Raw genomic sequence first — 21,363 nt, forward strand, 5'->3', positions numbered from 1 at the left:
CGCACGTCGGCGAAATCGACATGCCACCTACGGTGCCGTTGTAAACCCCTCTGACCTTTTTGCAGGCCTTCACGTAGCTCGTACGGCCGACTATTACTTTGGGTTATAGGTCCATTTCGGTGAACCCGTTTCGAGACACCGGCCCGGTAGTTTGGGGTGCATGGATACGGGGAGTGACGAACGGCCCGCGGCGGTCCTCGGCTCGCGTGCGCCGGCCTTCGTCAAGGCGTCCAGGCCGCTGCATCTGGGCTGGCAGGTCGGTGTTTTCGTGGTGGGGCTCGCGGTCGTGGCCGCGGGTGTGGTGATGCTCCCGCTGCCCGGCCCCGGCTGGCTGGTGATCTTCGGCGGCATGGCGATCTGGGCGACCGAATTCGCATGGGCCCAGCTCGTGCTCCGCTGGACGAGACGCAAGGTCACCGAGGCCGCGCGGAAGGCGCTCGACCCCAAGGTGCGGCGCCGCAACATCGCTTTGACCGCGGTCGGGCTGGCCGTCGTCGCCCTGCTCGTGGGCGGCTGCGCGTGGCGGTTCGGCCTCGTGGTGCCGTGGCGGGTCGACGAGTGACCCGGCGTGGTCAAAGGCCCCGCTGACATGCGGTAATGTTTGCGGTGCGCCCGGGCGATTAGCTCAGTGGGAGAGCGCTTCGTTCACACCGAAGAGGTCACTGGTTCGAACCCAGTATCGCCCACCCGGACCGAAGGCCTCGGAGATCATCTCGATCTCCGGGGCCTTCGGCGTTCCGGCGGACCCGGGCCCCGCGACGGCACCCCGTGCCAGCACACTGGGGGCATGGACTGGTGCCACTACCGCTTCCGCAGCGTCTGGGAGCTGCCCCGTGCGCCCGCCGCCGTGTACGCGGTCCTGGAGCGCGCCGAGGAGTACCCCCGCTGGTGGCGCGAGGTCCGCGAGGTCACCCCCGTCGACGAGCGCACCGCCACGAGCCGGCTCCGCTCGCTCGTCCCGTACGACCTGTTCGTCACCGGCCGCGAGCGACGGCGCGATCCTCGGGCCCTGGTTCTCGAAGTCGAGCTGAGCGGCGATCTCGACGGCTGGGCGCGCTGGACGCTGACCGCGCACGGCTCCGGCACGCGGGCCGTGTACGAGCAGGAGGTTGAGGTGTGCAAGCCGCTGATGCGATGGCTCGCGGTGCCCGGCCGCCCGGTGTTCCGGGCCAACCACGCCCTGATGATGCGGTCCGGGAGGCGCGGCCTGGCCCGCCGCCTGAAGGCGGTTTGAAAGGTGGGCGCCGGGGCCTGTATTGTTCAGTGCGTTCCCGGGCGATTAGCTCAGTGGGAGAGCGCTTCGTTCACACCGAAGAGGTCACTGGTTCGAACCCAGTATCGCCCACCGGGATAGGCCGGTCCGTCATCGACGGACCGGCCTTCTTGCTGTCGGCCGCCTGTCGAAACCGTCGCAACGCTCAGGCCGCCGCCGGGAGTTCGGGCCGCAGGGGCCACGCGGTGTCCACCAGCTCCGGGGTGCCCTGCCGGGCGAACCACGCCTGGAGACCGCGCGCCTGGGCCGCGTGCCAGGTCGCCTGGAGCGTGTGCAACTCCGTGGGCGTGAGCCGCTCCAGACGCCCCGCGAACCTGCGCCCCACGACCCGTACGACCTCCAGGGCGGCCAGCGCGTCGGCGGCCGCGTCATGGGCGCCCTCCAGCGTCACGCCGTAGTGCTCGCACAGGTCGGTGAGGGTGCGGCGGCCCTTGCGGTAGCGGTCCAGATGCTTGTCCAGGACCCGCGGGTCCAGCACCCGCAGCGGGTTCTGCCCGAGGTAGTGGGCCAGGCCCGCGGCGCGGTGGCGCCTCAACTCCCGGTCGAGCAGCGTCAGGTCGAACGGCGCGTTCATGATGACCAGCGGGCGGCCCGCCGCGCACTGCTCGGCCAGCGCCTTCGCGATCTCGTCCATCACCGGCGCCGGCCAGCGCCCGTTCAGCTGGAGGTGTTCATCGGTCAGACCGTGGACGGCGGTGGCGCCCTCCGGGACGGATATGCCCGGATTGACCAGCCAGCGCGTCGACCGCGGCCGGGCGCCCGGACCGTCCTGGACCACCACCGCGGCCGAGACTATCCGGTCCCCCTCGACGTCGACCCCGGTGGTCTCCGTGTCGAACGCCGCCAGGGGACCCTCGTACCAGCACGTCATGTCTACTCAACTCCTCGCGCGCTCCTGGCAGATGGCGTGCATCCCCTGCCCGATTCCGTGATACCCGGGCCGTTTGCGACATACGCCGTTTGCGGGGCATCGAGTGCGGAGACAACACTGGTGACGGGACTGTGGTTTGACGGGCCGTCACGGGGAAAGTTGGGCACAGTTCCGGAAGGCATACGACAGCCATGGCGCTCGCGCAGCCCGATCCGGCCGCGCCCGGGCACGGTCTGCTGCCCGAGCGGATCGCACCGCTGCGCGGCTCGCTCGCCACCACCGCCTGCATGGAGACCCTCCAGGTGGGCTACCTGCACGCGGTGGCGGCGGCAGCGGGGTGTTCGCTGTCGCAGCCCTTTCCGGACAACGGGATCGACTGGCACGTGAGCCACAGCGCTCCCGGCCACACGGTCGACGACGAAGTGACGATCAAGGTGCAGCTCAAGTGCACGTACCAGATTCCGCCGCATCCGCCGGGCGGGGCCTTCTCCTTCACGCTGGACAACGACCACTTGGTGAAGCTGGCCCGCACTCCCGTGTCGGTGCACAAGATCCTGGTCGTGATGCTGGCGCCGAGGAGCCGGGACGAGTGGCTGCGCGCGGGCCACGACCGCCTGGCGCTGCGGCACTGCTGCTACTGGACCAATCTGGCCGGGCACCCGGTGACCGGCCGGCGCAGGACCACGGTGCGAATACCGACCTCGCGGATCTTCGACGACCGCGCGCTCTGCGAGATCATGACGCGGGTCGGGGCGGGAGGGAGACCCTGATGCGCTGGTTGGACGATGAAACCGGCGGGACGCTGCCGGTTCCCGGCCAGGTGGATCCGGCGGTGCTCGGGACGCTGCTCCACCGGCACGGGTGGCGGCGACGCGGGGGAGCGGCGGGGCGCTACACGCGCTGGACGCCGCCCGGCGCGATCGGCGCCGGCACGAGTCTGCTGGTCCCCGAGAGCCGGGCCTTCCCCGACAGCGAGGACCTGCTCGGCGAGGCGCTGACCGCGCTCGCCCACAGCGCCGCGCCCTCCGCGCGCCAGGTGCTCGTCTCGCTCGCGGTGCCCAGCGACGAGGTGCGGTGGTGGCGCGAGGTGCCCGAGGGACCGGCCGGCACCGCCTCCTGGAGCGAGCAGGAACACCTGCGCGGCGCCGCCCACCGGATGCTGCTCGCGGGCGCGCTGGCGGTGCGCGGGACCGCCGGGTACCACGGGGCGCGCCACCACCGGCAGGCCCTCGCGTCGCTGGAGGGGGTCCTGGTGGAGCCGGGCCCGGGCGGCGGGCTCACCGCGTTCGTGCCGGTGGAGTCCGGACGGCCGGCGGTCGTGTGCCTCTACGCCGCGCTCAACGCGGTGCGGGACGCGGTCGACTACCAGCGCACCACCGGCGGCATGGAGGCCTTCGACGCGGCCGTGCGGGCGGGGGTGAGCCGCGAGCTCACCGAGTCCGTGGTGGCCCTGGTCCGCGGCACCGAAGGCGTGCGGGTCGCCCTCGAATGGGCCCCGGCGGCCGGGGTGCCCGCCGGGTGCGCGGCCCGCCCCGAGCCCGTCGACTTCTCGCCCGGCGACCTGCCGGCCCTGCGCGCGGCCGGCGCCCGCTACCTGGGTGACGAGCCGTCCCTGCCGGTGCGGATCACCGGCGCCGTGGTGCGGCTGCGCCGCTCGGGGCCGCGCGGCTGCGGCGTCGTACGGCTGCGGGTGCTGGCCGGGGCCGAGGTGCCGCACGTGCGCATGGAGCTGGACGAGGAGGCGTACCGCATCGCGGGGCACGCGCATCTGGTCGGGCTGCCGATCCGGGTCGTGGGGCGGCTGGAGAGCAGGGGAGGGTTCCGCAGGCTGTCGCAGGCGCGGGAGGTGACGCCGGTGCAGGTGGACGACGCCGAGCGGGACCGCCTGATGAAGTCGCTCCAGGAGAACCTGGACTTCTTCGAGGAGGCCTGCGGGGCCGAACCGGACGGGGCGGCCGGCTGAGCGGCCCGATATCCGTTTCGCGGCCCACCCCACCGGCTCGGTAGGATCGTCTCGCGTACGCGACACGCGCTGCGCGCCCCCCTACGGCAGGAGAAGTCCGGTGTCAGACGTCCGTGTGATCATCCAACGCGATTCCGAGCGGGAAGAGCGCGTGGTGACGACGGGCACTACGGCCGCCGAGCTCTTCGCCGGTGAGCGCACCATCGTCGCGGCCCGCGTGGCCGGAGAGCTGAAGGACCTCGCCTACGAGGTGAAGGACGGCGAGGAGGTCGAGCCCGTCGAGATCTCCTCCGAGGACGGCCTCAACATCCTGCGCCACTCCACCGCGCACGTCATGGCCCAGGCCGTCCAGGAGCTCTTCCCCGAGGCCAAGCTGGGCATCGGCCCGCCGGTGCGGGACGGCTTCTACTACGACTTCGACGTCGAGAAGCCGTTCACGCCCGAGGACCTCAAGGCCATCGAGAAGAAGATGCAGGAGATCCAGAAGCGCGGCCAGCGCTTCTCGCGCCGCGTCGTCACCGACGAGGCCGCGCGCGAGGAGCTCGCGGGCGAGCCGTACAAGCTGGAGCTCATCGGCATCAAGGGTTCGGCCTCGTCCGACGACGGCGCCGACGTCGAGGTGGGCGGCGGCGAGCTGACCATCTACGACAACCTCGACGCCAAGACCGGTGACCTGTGCTGGAAGGACCTCTGCCGCGGTCCCCACCTGCCCACCACCCGCAACATCCCGGCCTTCAAGCTGATGCGCAACGCGGCCGCCTACTGGCGCGGCAGCGAGAAGAACCCGATGCTCCAGCGCATCTACGGCACCGCCTGGCCCTCCAAGGACGAGCTGAAGGCGCACCTGGAGTTCCTCGCCGAGGCCGAGAAGCGCGACCACCGCAAGCTCGGCAACGAGCTCGACCTGTTCTCCATCCCGGAGCAGATCGGCTCCGGCCTCGCCGTCTTCCACCCCAAGGGCGGCATCATCCGCCGGGTCATGGAGGACTACTCGCGCCGCCGGCACGAGGAGGAGGGCTACGAGTTCGTCTACACCCCGCACGCCACCAAGGGGAAGCTCTTCGAGACCTCGGGCCACCTGGACTGGTACGCCGACGGCATGTACCCGCCCATGCAGCTCGACGAGGGCGTGGACTACTACCTCAAGCCCATGAACTGCCCGATGCACAACCTGATCTTCGATGCGCGCGGGCGTTCCTACCGTGAACTGCCGCTGCGCCTCTTCGAGTTCGGCACCGTGTACCGGTACGAGAAGTCGGGCGTGGTGCACGGTCTGACCCGGGCCCGCGGCTTCACGCAGGACGACGCGCACATCTACTGCACCAAGGAGCAGATGGCCGACGAGCTCGACCGGACGCTCACCTTCGTCCTGAACCTGCTCCGCGACTACGGTCTGAACGACTTCTACCTGGAGCTCTCCACCAAGGACCCGGAGAAGTTCGTCGGCTCGGACGAGGTCTGGGAGGAGGCCACCGAGACGCTGCGCAAGGTGGCCGAGAAGCAGGGGCTCGAACTGGTCGCCGACCCGGGCGGCGCGGCCTTCTACGGCCCGAAGATCTCGGTCCAGGCGCGCGACGCCATCGGCCGCACCTGGCAGATGTCGACCGTCCAGCTCGACTTCAACCTGCCGGAGCGCTTCGACCTGGAGTACACCGGCCCCGACGGCACCAAGCAGCGCCCGGTCATGATCCACCGCGCCCTGTTCGGCTCCATCGAGCGCTTCTTCGCGGTACTCCTGGAGCACTACGCGGGCGCCTTCCCGGCGTGGCTGGCCCCGGTCCAGGCGGTCGGCATCCCGATCGGCGACGCCCACATCCCCTACCTCCAGGAGTTCGCCGCCGAGGCGCGGAAGAAGGGGCTGCGGGTCGAGGTCGACGCCTCCTCGGACCGGATGCAGAAGAAGATCCGCAACCAGCAGAAGCAGAAGGTCCCGTTCATGATCATCGTCGGTGACGAGGACATGAACGCGGGCACCGTCTCCTTCCGCTACCGCGACGGCTCGCAGGAGAACGGCATCCCGCGCGACGAGGCCATCGCGAAGATCGAGAAGATCGTGGCCGAGCGGACCCAGATCTGAGCTGCGCCGTACGCGTCGGGCCCCCGGGAAGCCCCGCTTCCCGGGGGCCCTCGCGCGTACGCGTCCCGGCCACCCCGCCGACGCCGCGGACGGCCCAAGTCATATGCTGCACATCATGACGACTGAGCCGGAGCAGCAGATCGGAGTGGGGACGCAGGACGCGTTCCAGCGCCTGTGGACGCCCCACCGGATGGCCTACATCCAGGGCGAGAACAAGCCGACGGGCCCGGGATCCGGCGACGGGTGTCCGTTCTGCTCGATCCCGGCGAAGTCGGACGAGGACGGGCTGATCATCAAGCGCGGCGAGCACGTGTACGCGGTGCTCAACCTCTACCCGTACAACGGCGGCCACCTCATGGTCGTGCCCTACCGGCACGTCGCCGACTACACCGAGCTGGACGCGGCCGAGACGCTCGAACTCGCCGAGCTCACCAAGCGGGCCATGACCGCGCTGCGCGCCGCTTCCGGGGCGCACGGGTTCAACATCGGGATGAACCAGGGCACGGTGGCCGGTGCCGGGATCGCCGCCCATCTGCACCAGCACATCGTGCCCCGCTGGGGCGGCGACACCAACTTCATGCCGGTCGTCGGCCACACCAAGGTGCTGCCCCAACTCCTCGCGGACACCCGCAAGATGCTGGCCGACGCCTGGCCCGAGGACTAGTCCTCACGCGTCGTACAGGTCCGCCTTGCGCGGCGCCGGGTCCTGGACCATGCCGCTGAGGATCATCGAGCGGTTGGTGAAGCGGTCGGTGTTCACTCCGTGCTCGTCGAGCACCTTCATGGCCGCGGAGTGCACCACCCGCAGTACGGGCGTGGCGGCGCGCATCGCGTCGTCGGCCATGAAGCGGTGGCGCCAGGGCTTGTCGGCCCAGGCGTGCCGCAGCCCGAACGGCTCGGGCAGCGCTATCTTGCCGCCCAGGTAGTCGAGCAGCGGCGGGTACCAGGTCAGCGGGGCCCGCGCGGCCAGGCGCACCACCTCGGTGGCGTCGACCAGGGGGAGCTGCACCGTCTTCTTCTCCCAGAACCGGAAGGTCTTGTCGACCTCCTTGGTCTTGGGCGAGGGCTTGGTGGTGAACAGCGCGTGCACCGGACCGAGCGCGTGCCCGGTCACCTCGATCCGCAGCGTCTCGTGCAGCACGGTGACGGTGACCATCATGGTGATGACCAGCTGGCCGTCCCAGAGCGTGAACTGCACGCCGAGGTAGTGCCGGTTGCCGCTGGAGAACTGCTGCTCGTTGCAGATCCGCTGTATCTCGTGCTGGCGCACCTGGAAGTTGTCGATGTCCTGGCCGCTGGGCCGTGACACCTCCTTGGCGCCCTCGCCGATGGGCGAGACCACCCAGTTCCTGATGGAGGGGGTGGGGAAGCCGCCGGTGTGCAGCGGGCCGCGCTCCAGCATGCGCAGCCGGTCCTGGATCGCCTTTATGACGTCCCAGCTGCGGAAGCCGTGGATCTCCTTGCCCGCTTCCTTGGGCTCCAGTTCCTCGGCGAGCTGCCAGCTGCCCCAGCGGGTGCCCATGCCCAGTATTCCCTTGGGCCCGGCGTAGAAGGCGATGTTGCTCTGGTCCTCGGCGGCCAGCTTGACCAGGGACTGGCGCAGTTGTTCCGCGGAGCCCGCCGCCGAGCTCTTGGGGACCGCCTCGGGGATCTTGGCGCCGAGGCCGCCGCCGCCGAGCAGGCTGTCCCAGCGGGAGCGCAGGTCGCGTGCGGTCTTCTCGCAGATGACCTTCGCCCAGTACCAGCCGATGATCGGGGCCACGATCATCGCGCGCAGATAGAGGGCGAGCACGCCCTGGAACGGCAGCTTGATCAGGAAGATCACGGCCAGGATCCCGGCCGCCGCGAGCAGGATCGTGCCGATCGCCCCGGCCCGCCGGTCCTTGGCCCCGGCCAGGGTGCGGCGCAGCTGGAACAGGCCGAGCCAGATCAGCAGCCCGGGCAGGAACAGGAGCCCGAAGACCACCATGACCAGGGTGAGCCGGGTGTCGCGCTCCTTGCGGATGCGGATCGAGGCGAGGCAGTGCTCGACCACGGTCTGCGGCTCCATGCCGAAGGACTGGACGATGCCCTTGCGGGTGGCGCCGAGCATCCGGGACTGCACGGCGCGCGAGAACGCCTCGCCGAGGTTGGGTTCGAAGAGGGACAGCTTGCCCTTCTTCACCTCGGACTCGTGCCACTCGCCGTTGGCCTTGAGTATGTCCTCGACCGGGCTGTCCCGGTACGCGGCCGAGGCCAGCGCCTGGGTCGCCGCCGTCTGGCCCGCGGAGCCCTGGAGCGGCACCTGCGGCCTGGGCAAGAAGTCGAAGAATGGCTCTTCCGTCGTCACTGCCGCCCCCATCGCCGCACACCGTCGCTCTGCGGCCTGTTCCCGACCACCGCACCCCGCACACCTGCTGAGCTGGGACCACAGGGTATCGGGGTCACAGCCTGCCCGTCAGGGGACATCGGAATGCCGCCCACCGCAAGACAATTGTGGCAGGCGGCTTTCTGATGACTTGTCAACTACCGTCCTTCTTCAGCCTGTTCGCGAATTTTGTCGGCGAGCTGTGGCGGCATCGGCTCGTGCCGCGCGTAGCTGCGGCTGAACCGTCCGGTGCCGTGCGATAGGGACCTCAGATCGAGGGCGTACCGGCCGATCTCGATCTCCGGGATCTCGGCGCGCACCAGGGTGCGGCCCGGTCCCGCCTGTTCGGTGCCGACCACCCGGCCGCGGCGCCCGGACAGATCGCTCATCACCGGACCCACGTAGTCGTCGGAGACCAGGACCTGGACCTCGGCGACCGGTTCGAGCAGATGGATGCGGGCCTCGGCGGCGGCCTCGCGCAGCGCGAGCGCGCCCGCGGTCTGGAACGCCGCGTCGGAGGAGTCCACCGAGTGGGCCTTGCCGTCCAGGAGCGTGATGCGCACGTCCACGAGCGGGTACCCCGCCGCCACGCCCTTCGCCGCCTGGGCCCGTACGCCCTTCTCGACGGACGGGATGAACTGGCGCGGGACCGAGCCGCCGACCACCTTGTCCACGAACTCGATGCCGCTGCCCGCGGGCAGCGGCTCCACGTCGATCTCGCAGATCGCGAACTGGCCGTGCCCGCCGGACTGCTTGACGTGCCGGCCGCGCCCGGCCGCCTTCGCACCGAACGTCTCGCGCAGCGACACCTTGTGCGGCACGACGTCGACCTGGACGCCGTACCTGCTGCGCAGCCGCTCCAGGGCGACCTCCTTGTGGGCCTCGCCCAGGCACCACAGCACCAGCTGGTGGGTGTGCGGGTTCTGTTCGAGGCGCATCGTCGGGTCCTCGGCCACCAGCCGCGCGAGGCCCTGCGACAGCTTGTCCTCGTCGGCCTTGCTGTGCGCCTCGATGGCCAGCGGGAGGAGCGGGTCGGGCATGTCCCAGGGGGCCATCAGGAGCGGGTCGTCCTTGGCGGACAGCGTGTCGCCGGTCTCCGCCCTGGACAGCTTCGCCACACACGCGAGGTCGCCCGCGACGCACTTGCTCAGCGTGCGCTGCTGCTTGCCGAACGGCGAGGACAGGGCGCCGATGCGCTCGTCGACGTCGTGGTCCTCGTGGCCGCGGTCGGCCATGCCGTGGCCGGAGACGTGCACCGTCTCGTCCGGGCGCAGGGTGCCCGAGAAGACCCGCACCAGGCTGATCCGGCCCACGTACGGGTCGGACGAGGTCTTGATCACCTCGGCCACCAGCGGGCCCTCGACCGCGCAGGCCGGGGCCGGGCGGGGAGCGCCCTGCGGGGTCGTGAGGTCGGGCGCGGCCCGCTCCAGGGGGGAGGGGAAGCCGCCGGTGACGAGTTCGAGCAACTCGATCGTGCCGAGGCCCTGCTTGGCGCCGTCGGCGGCCGGGGCCGCGGCGAGCACCGGGTGGAAGGTGCCGCGCGCCACCGCGCGCTCCAGGTCGGCGACCAACGTCTTGAAATCGATGTCCTCGCCGCCGAGGTAGCGGTCCATGAGGGTCTCGTCCTCGCTCTCGGCGATGATCCCCTCGATGAGCCGGTTGCGGGCCTCCTCGATCAGCGGGAGCTGGTCCGCGTCGGGCTGGGTCTCCTTGCGCTCGCCGGACTCGTAGTCGAAGACCCGCTGCGAGAGCAGCCCGATCAGGCCGGTCACCGGCGCGTGCCCGTCCGGGCCGGCGGCGCCGTGCACCGGCAGGTACAGCGGGAGCACCGCGTCGGGGTCGTCGCCGCCGAAGGCCTCGGCGCAGATGCCGGTCATCGCCTCGAAGTCGGCGCGGGCCGCCTCCAGGTGCGTGACCACGATCGCCCGCGGCATCCCGACGGCCGCGCACTCGTCCCAGACCATCCGGGTCGAGCCGTCCACGCCGTCCGCGGCCGAGACGACGAAAAGGGCCGCGTCCGCTGCCCGCAGACCGGCCCTGAGTTCTCCGACGAAGTCGGCGTATCCCGGGGTGTCCAAGATATTGATCTTGAAACCACCCCATTCGACCGGGACCAGCGACAGCTGCACGGAGCGCTGCTGCCGGTGCTCGATCTCGTCGTAGTCGGAGACGGTCCCGCCGTCCTCGACCCGGCCCGCGCGGTTGACGGCCCCCGCCGCCAGCGCGAGCGCTTCCACCAGGGTGGTCTTCCCGGACCCGCTGTGGCCGACCAGCACCACGTTCCGTACGGATGCGGGGTGGTCGGCCGCTGTGGCCCTGCCGGCGGCCCCGGGGTGTGCGTTCGCCTTGTCGCCCATGTCCGTTCCTCCCGGTTTCGTGCGCGGTGAGGTGGTGAGGGGGGCGCGGACACGCGGACTCCGCGTGCCGAGGCGGCATCTGCGACGCCCGCGGTAATTCGAGCTTTCCACTCCGGTCACGGTGCGTCCATACGTCGTACGCGCCCGCACGCGGACCGTGGCCCGATGGTCACCCGGCGGGTGCCCGGCGGTGCGGCCCCGCAGTCGTGGCTACGATGGGTCGGCCGGTGGCCAGCAGGGGCCGCGCGGCCACACCGACCCCTCGGGAAGGCCATGCTGAACAAGTACGCGCGTGCATTCTTCACGCGTGTCCTCACACCGTTCGCCGCGTTTCTGCTCCGCCGCGGGGTGAGCCCCGACGCCGTGACCCTCATCGGTACGGCCGGAGTGATGGCGGGTGCGCTGGTCTTCTTCCCCCGTGGAGAGTTCTTCTGGGGCACGATCGTCATCACCCTGTTCGTCTTCTCCGACCTGGTCGACGGCAACATGGCCCGCCAGGCGGGGATCTCCAGCCGCTGGGGCGCCTTCCTCGACTCGACGCTGGACCGCGTCGCCGACGGCGCGATCTTCGGCGGCTTCGCCCTCTGGTACGCCGGGCGGGGCGACGACAACGTTCTCTGCGCGGTGGCCATCTTCTGCCTGGCCAGCGGCCAGGTGGTCTCGTACACCAAGGCGCGCGGCGAGGCGATCGGGCTGCCCGTCGCGGTCAACGGCCTGGTCGAGCGCGCCGAGCGGCTCGTCATCTCGCTGGTCGCCGCGGGCCTGGCCGGGCTGCACGCCTTCGGTGTGCCCGGCATCCAGGTGCTGCTCCCGATCGCGCTGTGGATCGTCGCGGTCGGCAGCCTGATCACGCTGATCCAGCGGGTGGTGACGGTCCGCAGGGAGTCCGCCGAGGCCGACGCGCGGGCCGCGGGCGAGGCGGGCGCATGAAGGACAGGCTGACCGACGCGCTGTACGGCCTTGGCTGGTCCACCGTCAAGAAGCTGCCCGAACCCGTCGCGAACGGGCTCGGCCGGCGCATCGCGGACCAGGTGTGGAAGCGGCGCGGCAAGAGCGTGCTGCGCCTGGAGTCCAATCTGGCGCGGGTCGTCCCGGACGCCACCCCGGACCGGCTCGCGGAGCTCTCCCGGGCCGGGATGCGCTCCTACATGCGGTACTGGATGGAGTCCTTCCGGCTGCCCGCGTGGAGCAAGGAGCGGATGAAGAACGGCTTCGTGCCGCAGGACGTCCACCACCTGACGGAGGGCCTCGCCACCGGGCGCGGCGTCGTCCTGGCCCTGCCCCACATGGGCAACTACGACCTCGCGGGCGCCTGGGTCACCACCAAGCTGGACACGCCCTTCACCACGGTCGCCGAGCGGCTCAAGCCCGAGACGCTGTACGACCGCTTCGTCGCCTACCGCGAGGGCCTCGGCATGGAGGTCCTGCCGCACACCGGCGGCTCCGCCTTCGGCACGCTGGCCCGGCGGCTGCGCGCGGGCGGCCTGGTCTGCCTGGTGGCCGACCGCGACCTGTCGGCCTCCGGCGTCGAGGTCAAGTTCTTCGGCGAGGCGACCCGGATGCCCGCGGGACCGGCGATGCTGGCCCAGCAGACCGGCGCGCTGCTGCTCCCGGTGACGCTTTGGTACGACGAGTCGCCGGTCATGAAGGGCCGGGTGCACCCGCCCGTCGAGGTGCCCGAGACGGGCGACCGGGCCTCCAAAACGGCCTCGATGACCCAGGCGCTGGCGGATGCCTTCGCCACCGGAATCGCCGACCACCCGGAGGACTGGCACATGCTGCAACGCCTGTGGCTCGCGGACCTGGAGGAGCGACGGCCGTGAAGATCGGCATCGTCTGCCCGTACTCGTGGGACGTCCCCGGCGGCGTCCAGTTCCACATCCGCGACCTGGCGGAACACCTGATCCGCCTCGGCCACGAGGTGTCGGTGCTCGCCCCCGCCGACGACGAGACCCCGCTGCCGCCCTACGTCGTCTCGGCGGGCCGGGCCGTCCCGGTCCCGTACAACGGCTCGGTGGCGCGGCTCAACTTCGGGTTCCTGTCGGCCGCGCGGGTGCGGCGCTGGCTGCACGACGGCACCTTCGACGTGATCCACATCCACGAGCCGGCCTCGCCCTCGCTCGGGCTGCTGTCCTGCTGGGCGGCGCAGGGCCCCATCGTGGCGACCTTCCACACCTCCAACCCCCGCTCGCGCGCGATGATCGCGGCGTACCCGATCCTCCAGCCCGCCCTGGAGAAGATCAGCGCGCGGATCGCGGTCAGCGAGTACGCGCGGCGCACGCTCGTGGAGCACCTCGGCGGCGACGCGGTGGTGATCCCCAACGGCGTCGACGTCGACTTCTTCGCGCGGGCCGAGCCGAAGAAGGAGTGGCAGGGCCAGACCCTCGGCTTCATCGGCCGCATCGACGAGCCCCGCAAGGGCCTGCCGGTCCTGATGAAGGCGCTCCCCGCGATCCTCGCCGAGCGCCCGGAGACGCGGCTGCTGGTCGCGGGCCGGGGCGACGAGGAGGAGGCGGTGGCGTCGTTGCCGCCCGAGATGCGCTCGCGGGTCGAGTTCCTGGGCATGGTGAGCGACGAGGACAAGGCGCGGCTGCTGCGCAGCGTCGACGTGTACGTCGCCCCCAACACCGGCGGCGAGAGCTTCGGGATCATCCTGGTCGAGGCGCTGTCGGCGGGGGCCGCGGTGCTGGCCAGCGACCTGGACGCCTTCGCACAGGTGCTGGACCAGGGCGCGGCGGGCGACCTCTTCGCCAACGAGGACGCCGACGCGCTGGCCGCCGCCGCGGTCCGCCTGCTCGCCGACCCGGCCCGCCGCGCGGGCCTGAGCGAACGCGGCTCGGCCCATGTGCGGCGCTTCGACTGGGCGACGGTCGGCGCGGACATCCTCGCGGTGTACGAGACGGTGACGCACGGGGCGGCCGCGGTGGCGACGGACGAACGCACCGGGTTCCGGGCGCGGTTCGGGCTGGCCCGGGACTGACCCCGCCCCCTCAGCGCGCGGTGAGCAGCGGCCACACATCGGTGGCCGCCGTCCCGCCCCACACCGGGTCGCCGTGGCCGTACCCCGCCACCGTGCGGAAGCCGACCCGGTCGTTGCCGCCGGCCCGGATCAGCTCGGCGCCCCGGGGGTGGTCGCCCCGGCCGAGCTCCGTGTTCACCCAGACCACCTCGGCCTGGATCGCCGCCCAGTCGACGGCGTACCCCCTCCCGTCGTCGGCCCAGACCGACATCAGGTCGCGCAGCAGCGCGTTCGGCACCAGCCCGCTGCCCAGTGCGGCCGCCGCCCGGGCCCACACGGTGAGCGGGGTGCGGGTGAGCGCGAACCGGTCGTCGGCGGGCGTCGCGCCGAACGCGTACGTCCCGGCGCTGAAGCCCTGCCGGTAGATCCAGTTGGCGGGTCCCGGCAGCGAGCCGGTGCGGATCAGTGCGAAGTGCGCGAGCCCCGCATGGGTGAACCGGGTGGTGGGATCGGGCGGCCGGGGCACCGCGCTCGCCCCGCCGGGATCGGCCACGGCGCGCTCCAACAGCCCTTTCAGACCTGGGTCGTTGACGTAGGAGCCCTGGTCGACGAGGTCCTGGAAGGCGGCCCGCGCCCGGGCGGCGCGGGCCGCGAGCTCACCCTCGTACGGGCCCGTCGTGTCGAGCGCGACCACGCGCCGCAGCCGGTCCGAGGGGTCGCGGGACGCCAGGTCCAGGGCCAGCACCGCCCCGGCCGAATGGCCCACGAACCAGTACGGCAGGGGCAGCGCGCCCGTCACGGCGTCGATCACCGAACGCGCGTCGCGGACGTGTGCGGCCAGGCCCCACCGCGCCGTGATGTCGGCGGCCGACGCCAGGTCCTCGCGCGGGCCGGCGCCCACCACGAGACAGCCGTGGTCGCGCAGGTGGTGGGCGAGGTTGCGGTCGCGCGGCGTGAAGAAGTCCGCCGCGTGGTTGAGGCCCCCGCCCGGCAGCAGGAAGGCGACGGTGGCCGGTGGGCGGCGAAGGTCGGCCAGCACGTCCACGCCGAGCGGCACGCCCGCTCCGCCGACCGTGAACCGGGTGTGCGCCCAGCCCGGCCCGCGCTCCACCCGCATGTCCGAGCCGCCGAGGGCCCCGGCGATCAGACGTCCCGCGTCACCGCCCCGCACGGCGGCCCCCGGACCGGACCGGCCCCCCGCCCTTCTCAACCGGTCTGCGTCCACGGCCCGTTCCCCCTGCCCCTCGACTGCGTGCTCCGCGGGGCCCAGCCTTCCGCACGGTTTCCGGCCTTCCCGAAGCGGCCCGCCGCGAACGGGCGCGATGGCCCCGCCCAGCACCCCGGTAGCCTTGCGGCCCGTGACCGCAACCCTCATCTGGATCGTCGTCGCCCTCGTCGCGATCGGCCTCTATCTCAGCTGGACCGCCGGCCGGCTCGACCGGCTGCACGCCCGCATCGACGCCGCCCGGGCCGCCCTGGACGCCCAACTGCTGCGCCGCGCGTCGGTCACCCAGGAACTGGCCACCAGCGGGGTGCTCGACCCGGCCGCCTCGATCGTCCTGTACGAGGCCGCGCACGCGGCGCGCCAGGCGGAGGAGGAGCACCGGGAGGTCGCCGAGAGCGAGCTCAGCCAGGCGCTGCGGGCGGTCTTCGGGGAGCCCGCGCAGGTCGACGCCGTACGGGAGGCGCCGGGCGGCGTGGAGGCCGCCGAGGAGCTGGCCCAGGCGGTGCGCAGGGTGCCGATGGCGCGGCGCTTCCACAACGACGCCGTCCGGGCCGCGCGGGCGCTGCGCACGCACCGCACGGTGCGCTGGTTCCGGCTCGCGGGCCACGCGCCGTTCCCGCTCGCCTTCGAGATGGACGACGAGCCTCCGACCGCGCTCGCCGACCGCCCCGGCAGCTGACCCCCGCGTCGACCGCGCCGGGCCGAGCGGCGAAAACGATCCACCGGGTGCGCATTGGCCCTTGATGTGGACTGGTCGGCCAGGGTTCTCTCGGGGACAGCAGAATCCCTTCTTCACCCCGTGAGGTCGCTCCGTGTCCAGCACGTCTTCCAGCACTCCCCAGTCCGACAGCCCCGCCATCGGCACCGCGCGCGTCAAGCGCGGCATGGCCGAGCAGCTCAAGGGCGGCGTGATCATGGACGTGGTCAACGCCGAGCAGGCGAAGATCGCCGAGGACGCGGGCGCCGTCGCCGTCATGGCCCTGGAGCGGGTTCCGGCCGACATCCGCAAGGACGGCGGCGTGGCCCGGATGTCCGACCCGAACATGATCGAGGAGATCATCGGCGCGGTCTCCATCCCCGTGATGGCCAAGTCCCGCATCGGCCACTTCGTCGAGGCCCAGGTCCTGCAGTCCCTCGGCGTCGACTACATCGACGAGTCCGAGGTCCTCACCCCGGCCGACGAGGTCAACCACAGCGACAAGTTCGCCTTCACCACGCCGTTCGTGTGCGGTGCCACCAACCTGGGCGAGGCCCTGCGCCGCATCGCCGAGGGCGCGGCCATGATCCGCTCCAAGGGCGAGGCCGGCACCGGCAACGTCGTCGAGGCCGTCCGCCACCTGCGTCAGATCAAGAACGAGATCGCCAAGCTGCGCGGCTTCGACAACAACGAGCTGTACGCCGCCGCCAAGGAGCTGCGCGCCCCCTACGAGCTGGTCAAGGAGGTCGCCGAGCTCGGCAAGCTCCCCGTGGTGCTGTTCTCGGCCGGTGGCGTGGCCACCCCCGCCGACGCCGCGCTGATGCGCCAGCTCGGCGCCGAGGGCGTCTTCGTCGGCTCCGGCATCTTCAAGTCGGGCGACCCGGCCAAGCGCGCCGCCGCCATCGTGAAGGCCACCACCTTCTTCGACGACCCGAAGATCATCGCGGACGCCTCCCGCAACCTGGGCGAGGCCATGGTCGGCATCAACTGCGACACCCTGCCCGAGACCGAGCGCTACGCCAACCGCGGCTGGTAGTCACCCATGAACACCCCAGTGATCGGTGTCCTGGCCCTCCAGGGCGACGTACGGGAGCACCTCATCGCCCTGGCCGCGGCGGACGCCGTGGCCAGGCCGGTGCGGCGCCCCGAGGAGCTCGCCGAGGTGGACGGCCTGGTCATCCCCGGCGGCGAGTCCACCACCATCTCCAAGCTCGCCGCGCTCTTCGGCATGCTGGAGCCGCTGCGCGAGCGGGTCCGCGCGGGCATGCCCGTGTACGGCACCTGCGCCGGGCTGATCATGCTCGCCGAGAAGATCCTCGACCCGCGCTCGGGCCAGGAGACCATCGGCGGCATCGAGATGATCGTCCGCCGCAACGCCTTCGGCCGCCAGAACGAGTCGTTCGAGGCGACCGTGGAGGTCGCGGGCGTGGGCCCCGTGGAGGGCGTCTTCATCCGCGCCCCCTGGGTCGAGTCCGTCGGCGCCGAGGCCGAGGTGCTCGCCGAGCACGGCGGCCACATCGTCGCCGTCCGCCAGAAGAACGCGCTGGCGACCTCGTTCCACCCCGAGCTGACCGGCGACCACCGCATGCACGCGCTGTTCGTCGACATGGTGCGCGCCGCCGCGTGAGGAACGTCCGCCCGGCACTCCGAGAGGGCCGGGCGACGGGTGGGCCGGGTCCCGGTAGGATCTCTGCCGAACGACGCAGAATGGGTTACGCGAAGGAGACAGGCAGATGTCCGGCCACTCTAAATGGGCTACGACGAAGCACAAGAAGGCCGTGATCGATGCCAAGCGCGGCAAGCTCTTCGCGAAGCTGATCAAGAACATCGAGGTCGCGGCCCGCACCGGCGGCGCCGACATCGACGGCAACCCGACGCTCTTCGACGCCGTGCAGAAGGCCAAGAAGCAGTCGGTGCCCAACAAGAACATCGACTCCGCGCTCAAGCGCGGTGCCGGTCTTGAGGCGGGCGGCGCCGACTACGAGACGATCATGTACGAGGGTTACGGCCCGAACGGTGTCGCGGTGCTCATCGAGTGCCTCACCGACAACCGCAACCGTGCCGCATCCGACGTACGTGTCGCGATGACCCGCAACGGCGGCAACATGGCCGACCCGGGCTCGGTCTCGTACCTCTTCAACCGCAAGGGCGTCATCGTCCTGCCCAAGGGCGAGCTCTCCGAGGACGACGTCCTGGACGCCGTTCTGGACGCGGGTGCGGAGGAAGTCAACGACCTCGGTGAGTCCTTCGAGATCATCTCCGAGGCGACCGACCTGGTCGCGGTCCGCACCGCGCTCCAGGAGGCCGGCATCGACTACGACTCGGCCGACTCCAACTTCGTCCCGACCATGCAGGTCGAGCTGGACGAAGAGGGCGCCCGGAAGATCTTCAAGCTGATCGACGCGCTGGAGGACAGCGACGACGTGCAGAACGTCTTCGCCAACTTCGACGTCTCCGACGAGGTCATGGAGAAGGTCGACGCGTAGCGCTGCCGCGCTCCGAGCGGTTTCGGCGGGCCGATGGGACACGTCCCATCGGCCCGCCGCCGTTGTCAGTGGCAGCGGATAGCCTGGCGGGAAGTCAAAGATCACCGAGGGGAGGGGCCGTGCGCGTACTTGGGGTGGACCCGGGTCTGACGCGGTGCGGCGTGGGTGTCGTCGAGGGAGTCGCGGGGCGCCCCCTGACGATGCTCGGCGTCGGCGTCGTACGGACCCCGGCGGACGCCGAGTTGGGCCACCGCCTCGTCGCCATCGAGCGCGGCATCGAGGAGTGGCTGGACGCGCACCGGCCCGAATTCGTCGCCGTGGAGCGGGTGTTCAGCCAGCACAACGTGCGCACGGTGATGGGCACCGCCCAGGCGAGCGCGGTCGCCATGCTGTGCGCCTCCCGGCGCGGCATCCCCGTGGCCCTGCACACCCCCAGCGAGGTCAAGGCCGCCGTCACCGGCAGCGGCCGGGCCGACAAGGCGCAGGTCGGCGCCATGGTGACCCGGCTGCTCCGGCTCGCAGCGCCGCCCAGACCGGCCGACGCGGCCGACGCGCTCGCCCTCGCCATCTGCCACATCTGGCGCGCCCCCGCGCTCAACCGGCTCCAACAGGCCCACGCCCAGCACTCCGTCCGGAAGGTCACCCGATGATCGCCTTCGTCAGCGGCCCGGTCGCCGCCCTCGCTCCCGACACCGCGGTGGTCGAGGTCGGCGGCGTCGGCATGGCCCTCCAGTGCACGCCCAACACCCTGGCCGAACTGCGCGTCGGCCAGCACACCAAGCTCGCCACCTCCCTGGTCGTCCGGGAGGACTCGCTCACCCTGTACGGCTTCGCCGACGACGACGAGAAGCAGGTCTTCGAGCTGCTCCAGACCGCCAACGGCGTCGGCCCCCGGCTCGCCCAGGCGGTGCTCTCCGTGCACACCCCGGACGCGCTGCGCCGCGCCTTCGCCACCGGCGACGAGAAGGCGCTCACGGCGGTGCCCGGCATCGGCAAGAAGGGCGCCCAGAAGCTCCTCATCGAGCTGAAGGACCGGCTCGGCGCGCCCGTCGGCACCGCCCCGGCGGTCGGCGCCCCGGTCACCTCGGGCTGGCGCGACCAGCTGCACGCGGCCCTGATCGGGCTCGGGTACGCGACCCGCGAGGCCGACGAGGCGGTCGCCGCGGTGGCGCCGCAGGCCGAGGCCGCCCAGCAGCCGAACATCGGCGCGCTCCTGAAGGCCGCCCTGCAGACCCTCAACCGCGCCCGCTGAGCCCGCCCCCGCACCACCCATCGCGACCACGATCCGAGGCACACGTCATGAACTGGGAAGACAGCTCCGACACGGCGGATCTGTCCGCGACGGCGGGTGACCGCCTGGTCGGGGCCGACGCCGACGGCGAGGACACCGCCGTCGAGGCGGCGCTGCGCCCCAAGGACCTGGAGGAGTTCGTCGGCCAGGAGAAGGTCCGCGAACAGCTCGACCTGGTCCTGCGGGCGGCCCGCGCCCGCGGTGCCACCGCCGACCACGTGCTGCTCTCGGGCGCCCCCGGCCTCGGCAAGACCACCCTGTCGATGATCATCGCGGCCGAGATGGGCGCCCCGATCCGCATCACCAGCGGCCCCGCGATCCAGCACGCGGGCGACCTCGCCGCGATCCTCTCCTCCCTCCAGGAGGGCGAGGTCCTCTTCCTCGACGAGATCCACCGGATGTCGCGCCCGGCCGAGGAGATGCTCTACATGGCGATGGAGGACTTCCGCGTCGACGTCATCGTCGGCAAGGGCCCCGGCGCCACCGCCATCCCGCTGGAGCTGCCGCCCTTCACCCTGGTGGGCGCCACCACCCGGGCCGGTCTGCTGCCGCCCCCGCTGCGCGACCGCTTCGGCTTCACCGGGCACATGGAGTTCTACGAGCCGTCCGAGCTGGAGCGGGTCATCCACCGCTCGGCCCGCCTGCTCGACGTGGAGATCGACTCCGGCGGCGCCGCCGAGATCGCGGGCCGCTCCCGCGGCACCCCGCGCATCGCCAACCGGCTGCTGCGCCGCGTCCGCGACTACGCCCAGGTCAAGGCCGACGGGGTCATCACCCCCGAGATCGCCTCGGTGGCCCTCGGGGTGTACGAGGTCGACGCGCGCGGTCTGGACCGCCTGGACCGGGCCGTGCTCCAGGCCCTCCTGAAGCTGTTCGGCGGGGGCCCGGTGGGCCTGTCCACGCTGGCGGTCGCGGTGGGGGAGGAGCGCGAGACGGTGGAGGAGGTGGCCGAGCCCTTCCTGGTCCGCGAGGGTCTGCTCGCGCGCACCCCGCGCGGCCGGGTGGCGACGCCCGCGGCCTGGGCCCACCTCGGCCTCGTGCCGCCGCAGCAGGGCGGCGGCGCGCCAGGAAGCGGACAACAGGGGCTCTTCGGGGCGTGACGGCGCGGAGGGTCGCACCCGGAGGAACCCCGGTGGGATGCTGGGCGTTGTTCCATCTGTGCGGACTCGCTTAGACTCCGCCGATGCCGCCCTTCCAGGCCGGCGTACCCACCCCCGAAGATCAGGCCGCGATCGATCGCGGTCGTGCGAAGGAAGTTCCCCCCGTGAGTCTCGTGACCCTCCTCCCCTTCATCGTGCTCATCGGGGCCATGTTCCTGATGACGCGGTCGGCGAAGAAGAAGCAGCAAGCGGCCGCGGCCATGCGCAATGAGATGCAGCCCGGCACCGGTGTCCGCACGATCGGGGGCATGTACGCGACCGTCAAGGAAGTCGGTGACGAGACCGTGCTTCTGGAGGTGGCGCCCGGCGTCCACGCCGTCTACGCCAAGAACGCCATCGGCGCGGTCCTGGACGACGCGGAGTACAACCGCATCGTGCACGGCGACACCGAGGAGGAGCTCCCGGCGGTGCCGAACGACGCCTCGTCGCTGACCGAGGCCGCCGAGGCCGAGGACACCAAGGACGCCAAGATCGACCTGGGCAAGAAGGACGAGGCGGAGGACGCCGCCGAGCCCAAGGACGGCAAGGACGGCAAGGCCGACGGCGGGGCCGACGCGAAGTAGTCACGCACCGGGACCGCACGGCGCCCGACCGGCGCGGGCGGTCCCCACAGCGCGCCGACTTCCGCGGGGGACGTCCCCACAACACTTCGTGGCC

At 71.7% G+C, this 21,363-nt stretch carries 21 protein-coding genes and 2 tRNA genes; 19 read left to right on the plus strand and 4 right to left on the minus strand.

The features are described from left to right. The first annotated feature begins 160 nt into the window (after positions 1–160). The 4 genes from AC07F3_RS24115 (at position 161) to AC07F3_RS24130 (ending at position 1,345) form a co-directional block, all read left to right on the plus strand. Positions 161–562 (plus strand): TIGR02611 family protein, encoded by a 402-nt coding sequence (locus AC07F3_RS24115; protein WP_479116514.1) that lies wholly within the window; start codon positions 161–163, stop codon positions 560–562. Between the two features lie 52 nt (positions 563–614). Next, positions 615–686, plus strand: a tRNA-Val gene (locus AC07F3_RS24120). Positions 687–787: 101 nt separating this feature from the next. Then, on the plus strand, positions 788–1,234 hold the full coding sequence (locus AC07F3_RS24125; RefSeq protein ID WP_479116515.1) for an SRPBCC family protein: 447 nt from the start codon (positions 788–790) through the stop codon (positions 1,232–1,234). Between the two features lie 39 nt (positions 1,235–1,273). Then, positions 1,274–1,345 (plus strand) — tRNA-Val (locus AC07F3_RS24130). A gap of 73 nt (positions 1,346–1,418) precedes the next feature. On the opposite strand, the gene AC07F3_RS24135 is transcribed toward AC07F3_RS24130, so the two are convergent. Then, positions 1,419–2,144 carry an exonuclease domain-containing protein gene (locus AC07F3_RS24135; RefSeq protein ID WP_479116516.1) on the minus strand — a complete coding sequence of 242 codons (726 nt, stop codon included), beginning with the start codon at positions 2,142–2,144 and terminating at the stop codon, positions 1,419–1,421. Positions 2,145–2,335: 191 nt separating this feature from the next. Here AC07F3_RS24135 and AC07F3_RS24140 point away from each other — a divergent pair, with 191 nt between their 5' ends. The 4 genes from AC07F3_RS24140 to AC07F3_RS24155 all read left to right on the plus strand — a co-directional run bounded on the left by AC07F3_RS24140 (position 2,336) and on the right by AC07F3_RS24155 (position 6,848). Then, entirely contained in the window at positions 2,336–2,914 is a 579-nt protein-coding gene (locus AC07F3_RS24140) for a DUF4365 domain-containing protein (protein WP_479116517.1), read from the plus strand. Then, positions 2,914–4,107 carry a hypothetical protein gene (locus AC07F3_RS24145; RefSeq protein ID WP_479116518.1) on the plus strand — a complete coding sequence of 398 codons (1,194 nt, stop codon included), beginning with the start codon at positions 2,914–2,916 and terminating at the stop codon, positions 4,105–4,107. Before AC07F3_RS24140 ends, AC07F3_RS24145 begins: the two co-directional genes overlap by 1 nt. A gap of 100 nt (positions 4,108–4,207) precedes the next feature. Beyond that, positions 4,208–6,184, plus strand: a complete 1,977-nt coding sequence (gene thrS / locus AC07F3_RS24150) for a threonine--tRNA ligase (RefSeq protein WP_479116519.1) — start codon at positions 4,208–4,210, stop codon at positions 6,182–6,184. A 103-nt stretch (positions 6,185–6,287) separates the two neighbouring features. Then, positions 6,288–6,848 (plus strand): HIT family protein, encoded by a 561-nt coding sequence (locus tag AC07F3_RS24155; protein WP_479116520.1) that lies wholly within the window; start codon positions 6,288–6,290, stop codon positions 6,846–6,848. 3 nt (positions 6,849–6,851) lie between these two features. Here the strand turns inward: AC07F3_RS24155 and AC07F3_RS24160 are convergent, their stop codons facing one another. Both AC07F3_RS24160 and AC07F3_RS24165 read right to left on the minus strand, forming a co-directional pair. After that, on the minus strand, positions 6,852–8,525 hold the full coding sequence (locus AC07F3_RS24160) for a hypothetical protein (RefSeq protein WP_479116521.1): 1,674 nt from the start codon (positions 8,523–8,525) through the stop codon (positions 6,852–6,854). A 164-nt stretch (positions 8,526–8,689) separates the two neighbouring features. Further along, positions 8,690–10,888, minus strand: coding sequence for an elongation factor G-like protein EF-G2 (locus tag AC07F3_RS24165; RefSeq protein ID WP_479116522.1), 2,199 nt, complete (start codon positions 10,886–10,888; stop codon positions 8,690–8,692). Between the two features lie 273 nt (positions 10,889–11,161). Between AC07F3_RS24165 and pgsA the strand changes: the two genes are divergently transcribed. Genes pgsA through AC07F3_RS24180 form a run of 3 tightly spaced genes read left to right on the plus strand, consistent with a single transcriptional unit; the run spans position 11,162 to position 13,868 of the window. After that, the gene (pgsA, locus tag AC07F3_RS24170) at positions 11,162–11,818 is read left to right on the plus strand and encodes a phosphatidylinositol phosphate synthase (RefSeq protein ID WP_114038005.1); all 657 of its coding nucleotides are present in this window, start codon (positions 11,162–11,164) and stop codon (positions 11,816–11,818) included. Beyond that, on the plus strand, positions 11,815–12,711 hold the full coding sequence (locus tag AC07F3_RS24175; RefSeq protein ID WP_479116523.1) for a phosphatidylinositol mannoside acyltransferase: 897 nt from the start codon (positions 11,815–11,817) through the stop codon (positions 12,709–12,711). Before pgsA ends, AC07F3_RS24175 begins: the two co-directional genes overlap by 4 nt. Then, positions 12,708–13,868 carry a glycosyltransferase family 4 protein gene (locus AC07F3_RS24180; protein WP_479116524.1) on the plus strand — a complete coding sequence of 387 codons (1,161 nt, stop codon included), beginning with the start codon at positions 12,708–12,710 and terminating at the stop codon, positions 13,866–13,868. The genes AC07F3_RS24175 and AC07F3_RS24180 overlap by 4 nt, the downstream gene beginning before the upstream one ends. 10 nt (positions 13,869–13,878) lie before the next feature. Here AC07F3_RS24180 and AC07F3_RS24185 read toward each other — a convergent pair whose 3' ends face one another. Continuing rightward, the gene (locus tag AC07F3_RS24185; RefSeq protein ID WP_479116525.1) at positions 13,879–15,018 is read right to left on the minus strand and encodes an alpha/beta fold hydrolase; all 1,140 of its coding nucleotides are present in this window, start codon (positions 15,016–15,018) and stop codon (positions 13,879–13,881) included. Positions 15,019–15,205: 187 nt separating this feature from the next. Between AC07F3_RS24185 and AC07F3_RS24190 the strand changes: the two genes are divergently transcribed. From AC07F3_RS24190 to yajC, 8 genes are all read left to right on the plus strand, one after another. Continuing rightward, positions 15,206–15,751: a LemA family protein gene (locus tag AC07F3_RS24190; RefSeq protein WP_114038008.1), complete on the plus strand. Its 546-nt coding sequence runs from the start codon at positions 15,206–15,208 to the stop codon at positions 15,749–15,751. A gap of 133 nt (positions 15,752–15,884) precedes the next feature. Continuing rightward, the gene (pdxS, locus tag AC07F3_RS24195; protein WP_479116526.1) at positions 15,885–16,805 is read left to right on the plus strand and encodes a pyridoxal 5'-phosphate synthase lyase subunit PdxS; all 921 of its coding nucleotides are present in this window, start codon (positions 15,885–15,887) and stop codon (positions 16,803–16,805) included. Positions 16,806–16,811: 6 nt separating this feature from the next. Beyond that, complete coding sequence (pdxT, locus tag AC07F3_RS24200) at positions 16,812–17,396, plus strand: pyridoxal 5'-phosphate synthase glutaminase subunit PdxT (protein ID WP_479116527.1); 585 nt, start codon at positions 16,812–16,814, stop codon at positions 17,394–17,396. A 106-nt stretch (positions 17,397–17,502) separates the two neighbouring features. Further along, entirely contained in the window at positions 17,503–18,255 is a 753-nt protein-coding gene (locus AC07F3_RS24205) for a YebC/PmpR family DNA-binding transcriptional regulator (protein WP_114038011.1), read from the plus strand. Positions 18,256–18,374: 119 nt separating this feature from the next. After that, a complete protein-coding gene (ruvC, locus tag AC07F3_RS24210; protein WP_479116528.1) occupies positions 18,375–18,905 on the plus strand; it encodes a crossover junction endodeoxyribonuclease RuvC in 531 nt (176 codons plus the stop codon). Then, positions 18,902–19,507 (plus strand): Holliday junction branch migration protein RuvA, encoded by a 606-nt coding sequence (gene ruvA, locus AC07F3_RS24215; protein ID WP_479116529.1) that lies wholly within the window; start codon positions 18,902–18,904, stop codon positions 19,505–19,507. Before ruvC ends, ruvA begins: the two co-directional genes overlap by 4 nt. Positions 19,508–19,554: 47 nt before the next feature. Next, positions 19,555–20,646, plus strand: a complete 1,092-nt coding sequence (gene ruvB, locus AC07F3_RS24220; RefSeq protein ID WP_114038014.1) for a Holliday junction branch migration DNA helicase RuvB — start codon at positions 19,555–19,557, stop codon at positions 20,644–20,646. Positions 20,647–20,810: 164 nt separating this feature from the next. Continuing rightward, positions 20,811–21,269 carry a preprotein translocase subunit YajC gene (gene yajC / locus AC07F3_RS24225; RefSeq protein WP_479116530.1) on the plus strand — a complete coding sequence of 153 codons (459 nt, stop codon included), beginning with the start codon at positions 20,811–20,813 and terminating at the stop codon, positions 21,267–21,269. Positions 21,270–21,363: the final 94 nt, after the last annotated feature.

The organism is Streptomyces sp. NPDC045846, assembly GCF_056431605.1.